Below are 13,584 nucleotides of genomic sequence, written 5' to 3' on the forward strand. Positions count from 1 at the left end.
TCGGTGCGATGGAGGCGAGCTGGGCGGACGTCAGCGAGCGGTTGCTGCCTTGGCGCGGCGCCCGGGCTTCGCACCGGAATCGTCGTTGGGCGCCACGGGTGCCGCGGTCTCGCCGTACCCGTAGCCGTAGCCGTACCCGTACGAGCCGGCGTTCTTCCGCTGCACCATGGTGGCGACGATCCCGAGGATCCGGGCGTCGAGTCCGTCCAGGACCTCGAGCGCGCGGGTGAGCTGCGGGCGACGGGACTTGCCGGCGGCGGTCACGACGATCGCTCCAGCGGTGAGCTTGCTGAGGATGGCCGCGTCGGTGACGGGCAGCAGCGGCGGCGAGTCGATGAGGACGTGGTCGAACCGGGTCTCCAGCTCTTCGATCAGTGCCCGCATCGCCTGGGAGCCGAGCAACTCGCTCGGGTTCGGCGGCGTCGCGCCTGCCGGGATGACCGAGAGCGCCCCCGTGCCCCAGGGTTGCACGACGTCCTCGATCTCGGCGCGGGCGATGAGCAGGTCACTGAGCCCCACCGCGCCCTCGATCCCCATGACGTCGGCGATGCGCGGGCGACGGAGGTCTGCGTCCACCAGCGCCACCCGAGCGCCGTTCTCGGCGAGGGTCAGCGCGAGGTTCGCGGTGGTGGTCGTCTTGCCCTCGCTCGGCATCGCGGAGGTCACGACGAGGGTCTTCCCGTGGTGGGCGTCCGGGTCGACGAACAGCAGGTTCGTGCGGAGGCCGCGGAACGCCTCGGAGCGGGTACTGCGCGGGTCGGAGTGCACGATCAGCGGCTCGGACGCGGCCTTCGTGTCGAACGCGATCTCGCCGAGGACCGGGGCGGTGGTGATCGTCTCGATGTCGCTCGTGCGGCGGATCCGGGTGTCGACGGCGTTGCGGAGCAGGGCGAGGGCGACGCCTCCGATCGCGCCGCCCGCGAGTCCGAGGGCGAGGTTCACGCTCTTCCTGGGGCCGCTCGGTGCGCCGGGCACCGTGGCGGGGTCGGTCGTCTCGATCCGGACGAGGCTGTCGCCGCCGCTCACCGGCTTCTCGAGGCTCTCGGAGACGACCTTCGTGAAGCTCGCACCGATCGCGTTCGCGAGCTTCGCCGCCATCGCGGGGTCGGTGTCGGTCACCGCGACCGTGAGCAGCACCGTGTTCTGCTGCGTACCCGCCGTGATCCGCCGTGCGAGCGACGCCGGCGTGACATCGAGGTCGAACTCGTCGATGACGGGGTCGAGTACCCGAGCGCTCCGGACGACGTTGGCGTACGACCGCGTCTTCTGCTGCGCCGCGCTGTTGCCCTGACCGACCTCGCTCGCCGTACCGGTGGAGCCCTGCACGGAGATGTACAGCGACGTCTTCGCCGAGTACGTCACCGGGGTGAGCAGGGTCACCGCGACCGCCGCGGCGATGCCGAATCCGAGCACCGACGCGATGCTGAGCCAGCGCGTGCGCATGACGCGGACGAATTCGTGGAAGTCCATCATGTGCCCTTCAGGTTCGAGTTGTCATATATAACATAACACACGACAGCGATTGCGTCACGGGTTCGCGCTCCGCAGGTGTGGGAGGAGCGCTCGGATCGGTGCGAGGTCGGACTTGCGCAGCCCGACGAACGTCGAGAGACGGATGCCCACGGTGCGGCGTGCGAACACGAGGTTCAACCCGTTCGACACCACGGTGCCGCCGAGCGTCGCCAGCGCCGCGCCGTGCACCCCGAGTGGTCCGGTGAGCACCAGCAGCAGGGCGAGGTTGCACACCGCGGCGAGGGCGATCGAGGTGCTTCGGAGCCCTGGGCGGCCGGCAGCCGCCAGCGCGACGCCGGCGAGGGACCCGGGTACGCTCACCGCGCAGCCGAGCAGGAGGACGAGGGTGACCGTCGTCGCCGGGGCGAACTCCGGGCCGAACAGCGTCGGGATGAACCACGGCAGCACTCCGGCGACCGCGGCGCACGCCACCAGGACGGCGAGCCCGGTCAGACGGGAGGTCCGCGCGAGGGCGGCGTGATCGGTGGTCGTGCTCTGCCGTGAGAAGGTCACCTCGCGCACGGCGTTCGCGACCACGAGGGGGATGTCGCTGAGGCTGACGGCGACGGCGTAGAGGCCGAGCGCGGTCGCACCGGCGAGCGGTAGCAGGAGGACCTGGTCGAGGCGGGTCAGGACGATCCCCGCGAGCGCCCCGAACCAGACGCGGCCTCCGTACGACAGGACGGCGCGGGCGCTTGCACGCTCCGCCGGAGGCGCATCCACGCTCCGGCGGAGGAGCGGCAGGTAGAGGGTCGCCCCGACGATCGGCGACAGCGCGATGACCAGCACGGCGAACTCTCCGGAGAGAGTGCCGGTCAGTGCCGCGGCGAGGAGGGCTGCCAATCGCAGGCCGTTCGTGACGAAACGCTCTGCTGCGACGAGACGCCAGGCGTGCCGACCTGCGGCAACCGCCTGCAGGAGTGCGGCAGCCAGGTTGGGCACGAGTGCGACCGACGCCAGGCCGATCAGCCCGGCCACGACGCCGTCGCCGTCCGCGACGGCACGACTCACCGAGGTGATCGCCACGGTCAGTGCAACGCCGACCGCGGCGCTCACGGCGAGGGCGAGGCCGACGACACGCCGGGTGTGGGCGGCGTGCCGGGCGACCCAGTGGTTGACGGCGGAAGGCAACCCCAGCGACGCCAGGCTCACGGCGAGGAGCAGCGGCGCGGTGGCTCCGGCGACCTCACCCCGTCCGACGACGCCCAGTCCGGACGCCAGGATCGGCGCGGTGGCCAGCGCGGCGAGCGGTGCGAAGGCGTTGCCGGCGAAGTTCGTCAAGGTGTCGCGGACACTGCGGTGCATCAGAGTGCTCCCGTCGTCAAGGTGCGGAGGGGTCGGGGGCACGTCGTGGTGTGTCCGTCCGACGCCGGTCCGGTCCGTGGCGTCAGGGCGAGTCCCAGCACGAGCCAGAACAGCATCGACGTGCCGGACGGCAGTGCGTACGAGCTGTAGGTCTGCAGGTACAGCGCGAGCACGAGCCCGGCCGACGCGCTCCCGCCGACGCCGCCGCGACGGAAGCCCCGTCGGATCGCGAGCAGCTGCGCGAGGGTGAACGCCACCGTGCCGGCCAGCCCCCAATCGAGGGCGGTCATGACCGTCGGGTTCTCGAAGCTCGTGCCGAGCCCGATCTCCTGCGAGGTCGCGAACGCCGTTCCCTGGCCGCCGCCCACGACCGGGTTCTCGAGCGTGCTCGGCAGCCCGGCCGCCAGCCCGAGGACTCGGGCATTGGCCGATCCGTTGTCATCCGAGAGCTTCTCGGTCAGCCCGCTCACCAGCTCGGGAGCGGCGGACAGCACCGCGACGACCGCGGCGGCAGCCGTGCCGACGAGGGCGAGCGTGGTGACGAAGGAGACCCGCCGCCGTACCAGGACCACGACGAACGCCACAGCGGCGAGCAGGAGCGCGCCCCGGGACTCGGCCGCGGCGATGGTGGCGAGGAACAGGGCGCCGAGCGCGATCACGAGGGCGTTGCGACGGACTGTCAGCAGGAGCGGTGTGGCCACGAGCATGAACCCGGCGAGGGCGAGCGGATGGTCGAGGGTGCCGAGCGCCCTGGTGAACTCCGGGTCCCACCAGTAGCTGAATGTCGCGTGTGCGTCGGCGAACGGCTGGGGGAACGCTCCCGCCCAGATCGTGAGGGCGAGGAGCGCCTCTGCAGCGGCGACGGCCACGATGATGCGCGCGAGGGACCGCGGTGCTGCTGGGGACTCGGCGACGAGACGTTGGAGCAGGAGGTACGCGAGCGGCGGTGCGAGGACGAGTTCGAGCCATGCGCCGGGGGCTGGGATCCCAGCGAGGAAGTTGGTGATGGTGCCCCCGACGATCCAGACCGAGAGCGCGATCCAGATCACCGGCGCCGCGAGGACGTCCGCGACGTACCGTGTGAGCCGGAACACGACTTGCGTCGCCGCTGTCAGGATGATCACGAGCACGCCGACGTTCACGCCGCCCACGACCGGGAGCGGCATCGACCAGACGCTCACCTCGGGGATCGCGACGAAGCTGATGATCGCTCCCACCAGCGGGACGAGCAGGTTCCGCAGCGAGACGAGCGCGAGACCGAGGGCAGCGATGAGGATCGCGATGCCGAGCATGGGACGCCTTCCTGACCAGGAGTTCCGAGGGTGCTACGGGGAAGCGGGGCCGGGTTCGGGTGATCCGGCCCCGCTCGGGCTCACTTGGCGGTGATGGTGTTGCCGTCCTGCACGTTGTCCGCCTTCGGCGCCGCGCCACCGTGCTGCACGGTGTTCTTCGTGCCGAGGATGGAGATCGAGTCGAGCGACTCCACCTCGACGGTGTTGTCGCTGCCCTCGATACCGAGCGACTTGACGGCGCCGAGCTGCAGGTCGACGCCGCTCGTGAGCAGGTAGACGGTGTCGCAGCCCTGCTTGAGCGCCTGCTTCGCGGCCTTCGAATCGGTCACGGTCAGGACGCCGTCCTCGCAGGTGTTGCTCGCTGCGGCGGCGGACTTCGTGCGCTCGGGCGTCGCGGTCGCGGTCGTCGCGTCCTCGGGGGTGGAGTTCGAGCAACCCGCGAGCAGGGCGACGGCGGCGGCAGCGGTGATCGAGGCAGCGATGAGCTTCTTCATGAGGACTCCTGTCGGTCGGGGCCGGTCACTCCGGCCCCTCCAAGATAACACATGAAATGACAATGTGAAATACAAATGATGCGCGCCAGTCTCGCCACGGTGTCATGCTTGCCGCATGTCGAGAGAGACCACGCGCCGGTCCTGGATCGCTGGCGGGGCATCCGGAGTGCTGGGTGCGTTCGTCGCGGCCGGATCCGCGTCAGCTGCGAGCGCCACCGAGCCGGACGTGATCCGATCGGTCTCCGACTTCGGTGCCGCCGGTGACGGACACGACGACACGGATGCGCTTCGCCGAGCGATGGATTGGGCGAACGCGGAGGCCGTGCCCCGCGCCGTCCTGTTCCCGCCGGGCATCTACGCTGTCGACGAACTGCGCGTTCCCGCGCAGGTCCGGCTCATCGGGGTGGGCGGGGGCCTCTCCCGCTACCCTCGAGCCGGCGCGTACGGCGGAGTCTCGATCGTCCCGACCGTGGGCACAGCCTCGACGGCGCCGCTCGTCACGCTCGTCGGCCCGGCGACCCCGGGCGGTGCGGTCCTCGACGGGCTCGTCGTCGACGGCCGGAACTTCCGTACTCCGGGCGCGACGATGGACCGCAGCAGTTGGGCCGCCCGCACGGGCATCGCGGTCGAGGGGGGATTCGAGGCGCAGCTCCGCGATGTCCGGGTCATCCGGTTCCGCGGGGTGGGGATCGATGTGCTCTCGCTCAACAACGCGCGGTGGGACACCGTGTTCGTGGATCTCTGCGGCACGGACACCCTTCCGGCGATGCGCATCGGCTCGCCTATGGACGGAGCCACGAACTTCGCCGTGTTCGACAGTCTCACGATCGAGCGCTCGGGGAACACCGCCCTCGCGATCGGGGCGGGCGACGACCTCACGCAGGACTGGGCGTCGAACCTGACCTTCGTCGGCATCCACGTGGAGTCGACCCTCGACACCCCGGGCGCCGAGCTGAACCGCGGTCCGCTCGTCGACATCGGCAACGTGCGTGCGCTCACGTTCCTGGCGCCGCAGTTGGTCGGTGCTCCGGCGCCGATGCTGCGCTATGCCCAGCGCGCTCCCGCCGGTGCCACGGTCGCCTCGGGTCCGGGCGGCGACGTCCGCGACCAACAGGGCGGTGTCATGATCGTCGGCGGGCAGTTCCACCAGCACAGCGGTTCTGCCGTACGGACCGCTGCGATCCTCGTGACGGGTTCTGGTCGCGGCTTCAACGCGACCGGCGTCCGGTTCGCGTACTGCGTCGCGCCCGGTGTCGTGATCGACGAGTCGTTCGCGTTCGACGCCGTCGTGCTCGGCTGTTCGTTCCGCACCCAGAACGGCGTCGAACGCGTGGTCGACAACAGGACGGACGACGTAGCGCTGCGGTACTGGGCGACCACAGCAGCCGGCGACTTCTCCGTCACGCGAGACCTCGATGTCGCCCGTGACGTGATCGTCGAACGCACTCTGGAGCTCGGCACTTCCGTGCGGGTTCCCGGTGGCGTCGCCGGGACGACGGCACCGACCGTCACCCCACCCGACGCGACGATCGGGTCAGGCGGCTGGGCCGAGCTCTCGAAGCGCGGCCCCGGCACGGATCTGCTCGGCGAGGTCTGGTGGCGTCTCTCGACGAAGGCCTCGAAACGACTGGTGCGGGTCACGTTCTCCGAGCCGAAGCCGAACGCGCCCGCGGTGTTCCTCATGCCCCGGAAACCCGGCACGGCGCTGCTCGCGCTCTACGTCGAGCTGGAGCAGACGGCCGCCGGTTGCACCGGTTTCGTCATTTGCAGCGCCGAACCGTGTGCGCCCGGTCCGGACACCCACATCGTCGAGTACGTCGTCATCGACCGCCGCTGAGGAGTCAGGGAACGCGCGACGCCGTCACCGTGAAGCGGGGCGTCCGGACGACCTCACGCGTCGTGCCGACGCTCCGCTCCAGTGCGCCCCGGTACCGCAGGTGGGAGTTCCAGACACACCAGAGTTCACCGCCGGACTGGAGGATCGTGGCGGCGTTCCGGAACATCGCCTCGGCCGCGTCGGTGGTCACCGTGGTGTCCGCGTGGAACGGTGGGTTGCAGAGCACGAGCTGCGCGGACCCCTCGGCGAGCTCGTCGCCCGCGTCCGTGCGGACGACGGTGACGCGGTCGGCGACTCCGTTGGCCGCCGCGGTCGCGCGGGTGGAGGCGACCGCGATGGCTGAGACGTCGGTCGCGATCACCTTGAGCGACGGTCGACGAAGCGCGATCGCCGTGGCGATCACACCGTTGCCGCAGCCGAGGTCCACCGCGGTGCGCGCGGTCGGGACCGCGTCGTCCATGACGCCGAGCAGCACCCGCGTGCCCTGGTCGAGCGAGGTGCCGGCGAACACGCCGCCGTGCGCGACGAGGGTCATGCCGAGCTCGTCGACGTGCACGGACCGCGGCCACGGGTTCATCGTGTCCGCCCGGGTGGCAGAGGCGCGCAACGGGTCCTGCGCGATGAGCAACCGCGACTTCCCCCGTCCCCGTGAGGCCGTGACCTCACCGAAGTACCGGCGGAGGACGTCGTTCTGCGACAGGTTCATGTGCTTCGAGACGCCACCGCAGAGCAGGACGACGTCCGGCGCAGCCCACCGCGCCACTGCCCGGGCGACCTCGTCGAGGCGGTCGTTCGACTTCGACAGCCGCAGCAGCACCAGTCGGACGTCACGGAACGCCTGCTCCAGCGACTCGGGGTGGTGGAACCCTCGGCGGCCGAACGTGCCCGCGTTGGCCTCGAGCGCACGGACACCGACCAGGGAGTCCTGCACGACCCGCACGTCGGAGGCACCGTGCACGGTGATCGCACCGAGCGTCAGGACGCCGTGGCGGTCGTCGACCACCGCGACCTCGCCGGGCTGCCGGAGCGCGTCGCCGTGCACGTGAGGTGCCTCGTCGAGGATGAAACGGTCGGTGCCGTCGATCGCGATGAGGTCCGGCGCATCGTCGTCGCGACGGCGGAAGAAGTCGGCGAAGTCCGGTGGCATCGCGCCAGCGTACCGAGCGTCCGCGGTCGGGAGCCTCAGCGCGGCCCGCGGTACAGCACGATCTGCGTGTTCCGCTGCGGCCTGGACCCGGCCTTCAGCGAGATCGCGGCACCCGACGCCGTCGCCGCGAACACGCGCGCGCCCGGCCGGTTGATGAGTTGGTCGGCCAGCGCCGTCTCGAGCTCGCTCACCCGAGCGCGCAGCGCCCGGTTCTCGTTCTCGAGCTCGAGCACCCGACGGATGCCCTCGAGGGAGACACCCTCGGAGCCGAGCCGCGCGATCTCGCGCAGCTGCGCGACGTCGCGCATCGAGTAGCGGCGCGAGCCGCCGCGTGTACGCCCAGGCACGACCAGGCCGAGCCGGTCGTACTGCCGCAGCGTCTGCGGGTGCATCTCGGCGAGCTCCGCCGCCATCGCGATGGCGAAGACGGGCGAGTTCTCGTCCATGTCGGTCATGGCGTGTTCCTTTCCGTCGTTCGCGTGGTCCGGGAACCAGACTGGAGGCGCGGCGGGCGTCCGTCAGGAAGCCGCGCCGCGCCTCTCCCCACCGGCACGGCCCGCCCGCCGCTTCGCGACGGGCGGGTACCGGCGGCGTGGGCCCAGGCTGGTTCTTCAGCAAGCAGCGCTAGCTGCGTGCCTTGGCGAGGAGGTCCTCGCGGGGGTCTTCGTCGGGCAGGGTGGCCGCGAGCGCCTCGACGGCCTCGCGCTGCTTGTCCGACAGGTGCGACGGCACCGCGACCTGCACGGTGGCGAGCAGGTCGCCTGTCCCGTTCTTGGTCGTGACGCCGCGCCCCTTGACGCGGAGGACGCGACCCGACGGCGTACCGGGCGCGACCTTCAGCTTGACCGGATCGCCACCGAGGGTGGGGACCTGGATGGTGGCGCCGAGCGCCGCCTCCACGAACGTCACGGGGACGTCCACACGGAGGTTCTGCCCGTCGCGCTCGAACACCGGGTGCTTGCGGACGGTGACGGTGACCACGAGGTCACCGGCCTCGCCGCCGTCGGGCGAGGGTTCGCCCCGCCCACGCAGCCGGATCTTCTGGCCGTCGGCCACGCCCGCTGGGATGCGGACGTTCACCGGCCGGCCGTTGCCCTGCGAGAGCTTGACGGTGTCGCCGGCGATCGCGGTCGTGAAGTCGAGCGTCGTCGTCGCGGTGACGTCGCGGCCCTTCGTCGGTCCGCCGAAGCCGCGGTACCCGCCGCTGGACTGACCGAAGCCACCACCACCGCCGAACATGCCGCCGAGGATGTCCTCGAAGCCGCCCGCGCCGCCGCCGCCCTGACCGAAGCGGACACGCTGCCCGCCGCCCTGGCCGAACATGCCGCCGAAGACGTCCTCGAAGCCGCCGCCCTGGCCCGGGCCACCCGCGGTGAAGCGGGCGCCCGAGCCCATGGCGCGGACCTGGTCGTACTCCTGACGCTGCTCCTTGTCGGAGAGCACGGAGTACGCCTCGCTGATCTCCTTGAAGCGGTTCTCGGCGGCGGCGTCACCCGGGTTGGAGTCCGGGTGGTACTGCCGCGCGAGCTTCCGGTACGTCTTCTTCAGCTCGGCGTCGGAGGCGTCCTTGGAGACCCCGAGGACCTTGTAGAAGTCCTTGTCGAACCAGTCCTGACTGGCCATGGATCACCTACCTCCTGTCGCGGATCAGGCCGGGACCGCCACGGCGACCTTGGCCGCACGGAGGACACGCTCACCGAGCTTGTAGCCCGGCTCGACGACGTCCGCCACGGTCTGGCCGGTGGCGCCCGGAGTGGGGAGCTGCACGATCGCTTCGTGGATGTTCGGGTCGAAGGACTCGCCCTTCTCGCCGATCTGCACGAGCTTGAACCGGTCGAACCCGCCGCGGATCTTCTGCGCGATCACCTGCATGGGGCCCTCGGCGAGGTCACCGTGGGCTTCCGCCCGGGTGAGGTCGTCGAGTGCGGGCAGGAGGGCACGGACGACCTCGGCGATGGCGACCTCGCGGTTGGCCTCGCGGTCACGCTCGACGCGCTTCCGGAAGTTCACCAGCTCGGCCTGCGCACGTAGCATGTCCGCGCGCATCTCGGCGACGAGGTCGCGGTCGGCCTGGGACAGCTTGTCCTCGGCCATCCCGCGTGCCGCGTCGTCGAGCAGTGCCTGGTCCTCCGGGGAGAGGTCTGACTCGGGGCCGCCGGCGGCGGGGCCGTCGGTCGGTACCTCGACGTCCGGCCCCTCCGCCTCGATGAGGTCCTCGGGCTGCTGTGCGTTGGTGGCGTCGCCCTCGACCTGGGGCTCGTCCTCGTTCGGCACGTTGTCCTTGGGATCCGTCATCGTTACTTCTTGTCCTTGTCGTCCTCGTCGTCCACGACCTCGGCGTCGACGATGTCCTCGTCGTCCGCCGGCTGCTCACCAGCGGCCTGCTCGCCACCGGCCGCGGCGCCCGCGTCCTGCTGCGAGTAGATCGCCTGACCGAGCTTGCCCTGCGACTCGTTGAGCTTGTCGAAGGCGGCCTTGACGGCGTCCTCGTCCTCACCCGCGAGCGCGGACTTCAGCGAGTCGACGTCGCCCTGGACCTCGGACTTGACGTCCGCGGGGAGCTTGTCGTCGTTCTCCTTGATGAGCTTCTCGATCGAGTAGACGAGCTGCTCGGCCTGGTTGCGACGCTCGTTCGCCTCGCGGCGGGCCTTGTCCTCGGCCGCGTGCTCCTCGGCTTCGCGGACCATGCGCTCGATGTCCTCCTTCGGCAGCGACGAGCCGCCGGAGATGACCATCGACTGCTCCTTGCCGGTGCCCTTGTCCTTCGCGGACACGTGCACGATGCCGTTCGCGTCGATGTCGAAGGTGACCTCGACCTGGGGCACGCCACGGGGAGCCGGGGCGATGCCGGTCAGCTCGAAGGTGCCGAGCGGCTTGTTGTCGCGGGTGAACTCGCGCTCGCCCTGGAAGACCTGGATCGCGACCGACGGCTGGTTGTCGTCAGCGGTCGTGAAGGTCTCGCTCCGCTTGGTCGGGATCGCGGTGTTGCGGTCGATGAGCTTCGTCATCAGGCCGCCCTTGGTCTCGATGCCGAGCGACAGCGGCGTGACGTCGATGAGGAGGACGTCCTTGCGCTCGCCCTTCAGGACACCGGCCTGCAGAGCGGCACCGACGGCCACGACCTCGTCCGGGTTGACGCCCTGGTTCGGCTGCTTGCCACCGGTCAGGCTCTTGACGACCTCGGCCACGGCGGGCATGCGGGTCGAACCACCGACGAGTACCACGTGCGAGATGTCGTTGACCGACACACCCGCTTCCTTGATGACGTCGTTGAAGGGCTTCTTCGTGCGGTCGAGCAGGTCGGAGGTCATCTGCTCGAACTGTGCGCGCGAGATCGTCTCGTCGAGGTTGAGCGGGCCGTCGGCCGTGAGCGTCAGGTAGGGGAGCTGGATGCTCGCCGACATCTGCGACGAGAGCTCCTTCTTCGCCTGCTCAGCGGCCTCCTTGAGGCGCTGCTTCGCGATCTTGTCCGTGGAGAGGTCGACGCCGTGCTCGTCCTTGAACTTCTTGACGAGGTAGTCGACGATCCGCTGGTCCCAGTCGTCACCACCGAGGCGGTTGTCACCCGCGGTCGCACGGACCTGGATCGTGGAGAAGTCGTCGTCCTTGCCCACCTCGAGCAGTGAGACGTCGAAGGTACCGCCACCGAGGTCGAAGACCAGGATGAGCTCGTCTTCCTTGCCCTTGTCGAGGCCGTACGCGAGCGCGGCAGCGGTCGGCTCGTTGATGATGCGGAGGACGTTGAGGCCCGCGATCTCGCCGGCGTCCTTCGTGGCCTGGCGCTCGGCGTCGTTGAAGTACGCCGGCACAGTGATGACCGCGTCGGTGACGTCTTCACCGAGGTACTGCTCGGCGTCGCGCTTGAGCTTGCCCAGGGTGCGGGCCGAGATCTCCTGCGGGGTGTACTGCTTACCGTCGATCTCGACCTTCCAGTCGGTACCGATGTGGCGCTTGACCGACGCGATGGTCCGGTCGACGTTGGTGACCGCCTGACGCTTCGCGGTCTCGCCGACGAGGACCTCGCCGTCCTTGGTGAACGCGACGATCGACGGGGTGGTCCGCATGCCCTCGGCGTTCGCGATGACGGTGGGCTCGCCACCCTCGAGAACGCTGACGACCGAGTTGGTGGTGCCGAGGTCGATGCCTACTGCACGTCCCATGTGTGGTGCTCCTTCTGTCAGGGTGCGCCGGTTGCGGCGCGTGGTGCGGAAGTCTGCGGACTTGCGTCCGATGGACTCAACTCTACTCCGGACTGGAGGCGCGTCAACCCAGGGAGCTGAAAGTTGCGTCAGAACGGCTCAAGAAGGTTTCTATCGCACAGAGTTGTATTTCAGGTTGATACTTGATATGTTGGTTGTGCAGCGGGGTTCACCCGCCAAGAAGATGACCGCGAGCCGCGGGCGACCCGATCGCTCTGACGAAACGCACGCGGCCCCGATCCCCTTGAAAGGGAACCCAACCATGAGCAAGAACAAGAAGACCCGTATCGCGAAAGGCCTGGGTGCGTCGGCGCTCGCCGTCGCGACCCTCGCCTCCGGCCTTTCCTTCGGTTCCACTTCCGCAAGCGCAGCCGAACCGGCCGTTCCTCGAGCCGGCCAGTCACTTGGTTCGATGCAGCTGGTGTTCAAGGTCGGTTCGAGATACGCAATCCCGAGCTACTTCTCCCAGATTGTGAGTAAGTCGGACTCGAATGCCGTCGGCTACTACACAACGTTGGAGGAAGCGGCCTCGCGCTCCACTTACGAAGTCATTGACTCGGGTCGGGGTGACGGACGATTCGCCCTCAAGAATGGCGGCTACTGCGTGGCTCCCGAGGCGGGACCGACCAAGACATGGTACAGCGGAACAGTGGGGCAGGGGCACTGGGTAACGTATGTGCCTAATTCCCCGATCGGGGCGACAATTCTCACCCCAGGCGGAGCCAACTGTGGCGCGCACTTCGGGTATTCGGAGGGCTATCTGACCTTCAAGGGCAAGATCGTCGGAATTGGTGAAAGCAACATCCCGGGAACGTCGTACACTTGCACTGCTCACGGCGTCGGCCAGAGCTGTGTTCCACCAGCTCCGGCTATCGTCGGCAAGCACACGGGGTTCAAGGCTGGCGTTGAGGGCGTTCCGCTTGCAGGTGAGCATGAAGCGATCAAGCCGTTCTCGGCCGAATGGACGTTTCAGGACGGTCGCGACGACAAGTCCGTGATCTCTGGGAGGGGCAAGCCCGACTCGGCGATCTCGATCGTTGACCCCGACGGCAAGGAGGTTGCCTCGACGACGACCGACGCCGAGGGCAACTACTCGGTCGAGATCGACGCCCCGGACTCGGGCGGCGAGTACACCCTGACCGTGAAGCAGACCGCGGACGACGGGACTGAGTCCACGAAGTCCGTGAGCCTCGACTATGGCAAGGCAGTCGAGATCTCGTCGCCTGTGAACGAGTCGGAGCAGGACGAGTCCCCGATCACCGTCCAGGGTACGGGCGAGCCGGGCTCCGAGGTCGTGGTGTCCGTCAACGGTACTGCGGGCAAGCCTGAGACCGTGAGCGAGGACGGCAAGTGGAACAAGGCCGTCACCATCAGCAAGGGTGAGAACACCATCGAGGCGACCCAGAAGTCGAAGGGCGCGAACACCACGACTTCGAAGGTGGTCGTGAATCCGGGCCAGTCGAACATTGCGCCGCTCGTGATCGAGACCCCGGCGAACGGCTCCACCGTCGACACGCCGTCCAAGCGGATCGAGTTCGCGGGTACTGCCGAGCCTGAGTCGCGTGTGGTCATCAAGACCGAGACCGGACGCACGATCATCGACGCCTTCGCAGACCGCGACGGCAAGTGGAGCAAGCTCGGCGACGAACTCAACTTCGGCGTCGCGTACCGTCTCCTCACCGAGTACACGCCTCAGGGCGAGTCCATGGTGGCCGGTGAGCACCGCGTCACCCTCAAGGATTCGGACCCGGGTGTGGTGCAGGATCAGCGGATTGACACGCCGGCTGCTGAGTCGATG

The 13,584-nt window shown here is 69.2% G+C and carries 11 protein-coding genes; 2 read left to right on the plus strand and 9 right to left on the minus strand.

Annotated features, from left to right (window positions below; genetic code table 11):
- Positions 1-30: 30 nt before the first annotated feature.
- The 4 genes from ACTJKO_RS02105 to ACTJKO_RS02120 form a co-directional block, all read right to left on the minus strand.
- The gene (locus ACTJKO_RS02105; protein ID WP_440685173.1) at positions 31-1,470 is read right to left on the minus strand and encodes a polysaccharide biosynthesis tyrosine autokinase; all 1,440 of its coding nucleotides are present in this window, start codon (positions 1,468-1,470) and stop codon (positions 31-33) included.
- 57 nt (positions 1,471-1,527) lie between these two features.
- Positions 1,528-2,817 carry an oligosaccharide flippase family protein gene (locus ACTJKO_RS02110; RefSeq protein ID WP_440685175.1) on the minus strand — a complete coding sequence of 430 codons (1,290 nt, stop codon included), beginning with the start codon at positions 2,815-2,817 and terminating at the stop codon, positions 1,528-1,530.
- Positions 2,817-4,109: an O-antigen ligase family protein gene (locus ACTJKO_RS02115; protein WP_440685176.1), complete on the minus strand. Its 1,293-nt coding sequence runs from the start codon at positions 4,107-4,109 to the stop codon at positions 2,817-2,819. Before ACTJKO_RS02115 ends, ACTJKO_RS02110 begins: the two co-directional genes overlap by 1 nt.
- A gap of 80 nt (positions 4,110-4,189) precedes the next feature.
- Positions 4,190-4,603, minus strand: a complete 414-nt coding sequence (locus tag ACTJKO_RS02120; protein ID WP_440685178.1) for a DUF3060 domain-containing protein — start codon at positions 4,601-4,603, stop codon at positions 4,190-4,192.
- Between the two features lie 115 nt (positions 4,604-4,718).
- Here ACTJKO_RS02120 and ACTJKO_RS02125 point away from each other — a divergent pair, with 115 nt between their 5' ends.
- Positions 4,719-6,440, plus strand: coding sequence for a glycosyl hydrolase family 28-related protein (locus tag ACTJKO_RS02125; RefSeq protein ID WP_440685180.1), 1,722 nt, complete (start codon positions 4,719-4,721; stop codon positions 6,438-6,440).
- A gap of 4 nt (positions 6,441-6,444) precedes the next feature.
- Here ACTJKO_RS02125 and ACTJKO_RS02130 read toward each other — a convergent pair whose 3' ends face one another.
- The 5 genes from ACTJKO_RS02130 to dnaK form a co-directional block, all read right to left on the minus strand.
- On the minus strand, positions 6,445-7,587 hold the full coding sequence (locus tag ACTJKO_RS02130) for a class I SAM-dependent methyltransferase (protein ID WP_440685182.1): 1,143 nt from the start codon (positions 7,585-7,587) through the stop codon (positions 6,445-6,447).
- 35 nt (positions 7,588-7,622) lie between these two features.
- Positions 7,623-8,033, minus strand: a complete 411-nt coding sequence (locus ACTJKO_RS02135; protein ID WP_079239144.1) for a heat shock protein transcriptional repressor HspR — start codon at positions 8,031-8,033, stop codon at positions 7,623-7,625.
- A gap of 178 nt (positions 8,034-8,211) precedes the next feature.
- Positions 8,212-9,210, minus strand: coding sequence for a DnaJ C-terminal domain-containing protein (locus tag ACTJKO_RS02140; protein WP_440685184.1), 999 nt, complete (start codon positions 9,208-9,210; stop codon positions 8,212-8,214).
- A gap of 24 nt (positions 9,211-9,234) precedes the next feature.
- On the minus strand, positions 9,235-9,882 hold the full coding sequence (locus ACTJKO_RS02145) for a nucleotide exchange factor GrpE (RefSeq protein ID WP_440685186.1): 648 nt from the start codon (positions 9,880-9,882) through the stop codon (positions 9,235-9,237).
- A gap of 2 nt (positions 9,883-9,884) precedes the next feature.
- Entirely contained in the window at positions 9,885-11,747 is a 1,863-nt protein-coding gene (gene dnaK / locus ACTJKO_RS02150; RefSeq protein WP_440685188.1) for a molecular chaperone DnaK, read from the minus strand.
- Positions 11,748-12,048: 301 nt separating this feature from the next.
- Between dnaK and ACTJKO_RS02155 the strand changes: the two genes are divergently transcribed.
- Positions 12,049-13,584, plus strand: a 1,536-nt coding sequence (locus ACTJKO_RS02155; protein ID WP_440685190.1) for an Ig-like domain-containing protein, incomplete at its 3' end; no start/stop codon positions are given.

The sequence above is a fragment of the Curtobacterium sp. 22159 genome, from assembly GCF_052045775.1.
Classification (GTDB): Bacteria; Actinomycetota; Actinomycetes; order Actinomycetales; family Microbacteriaceae; genus Curtobacterium.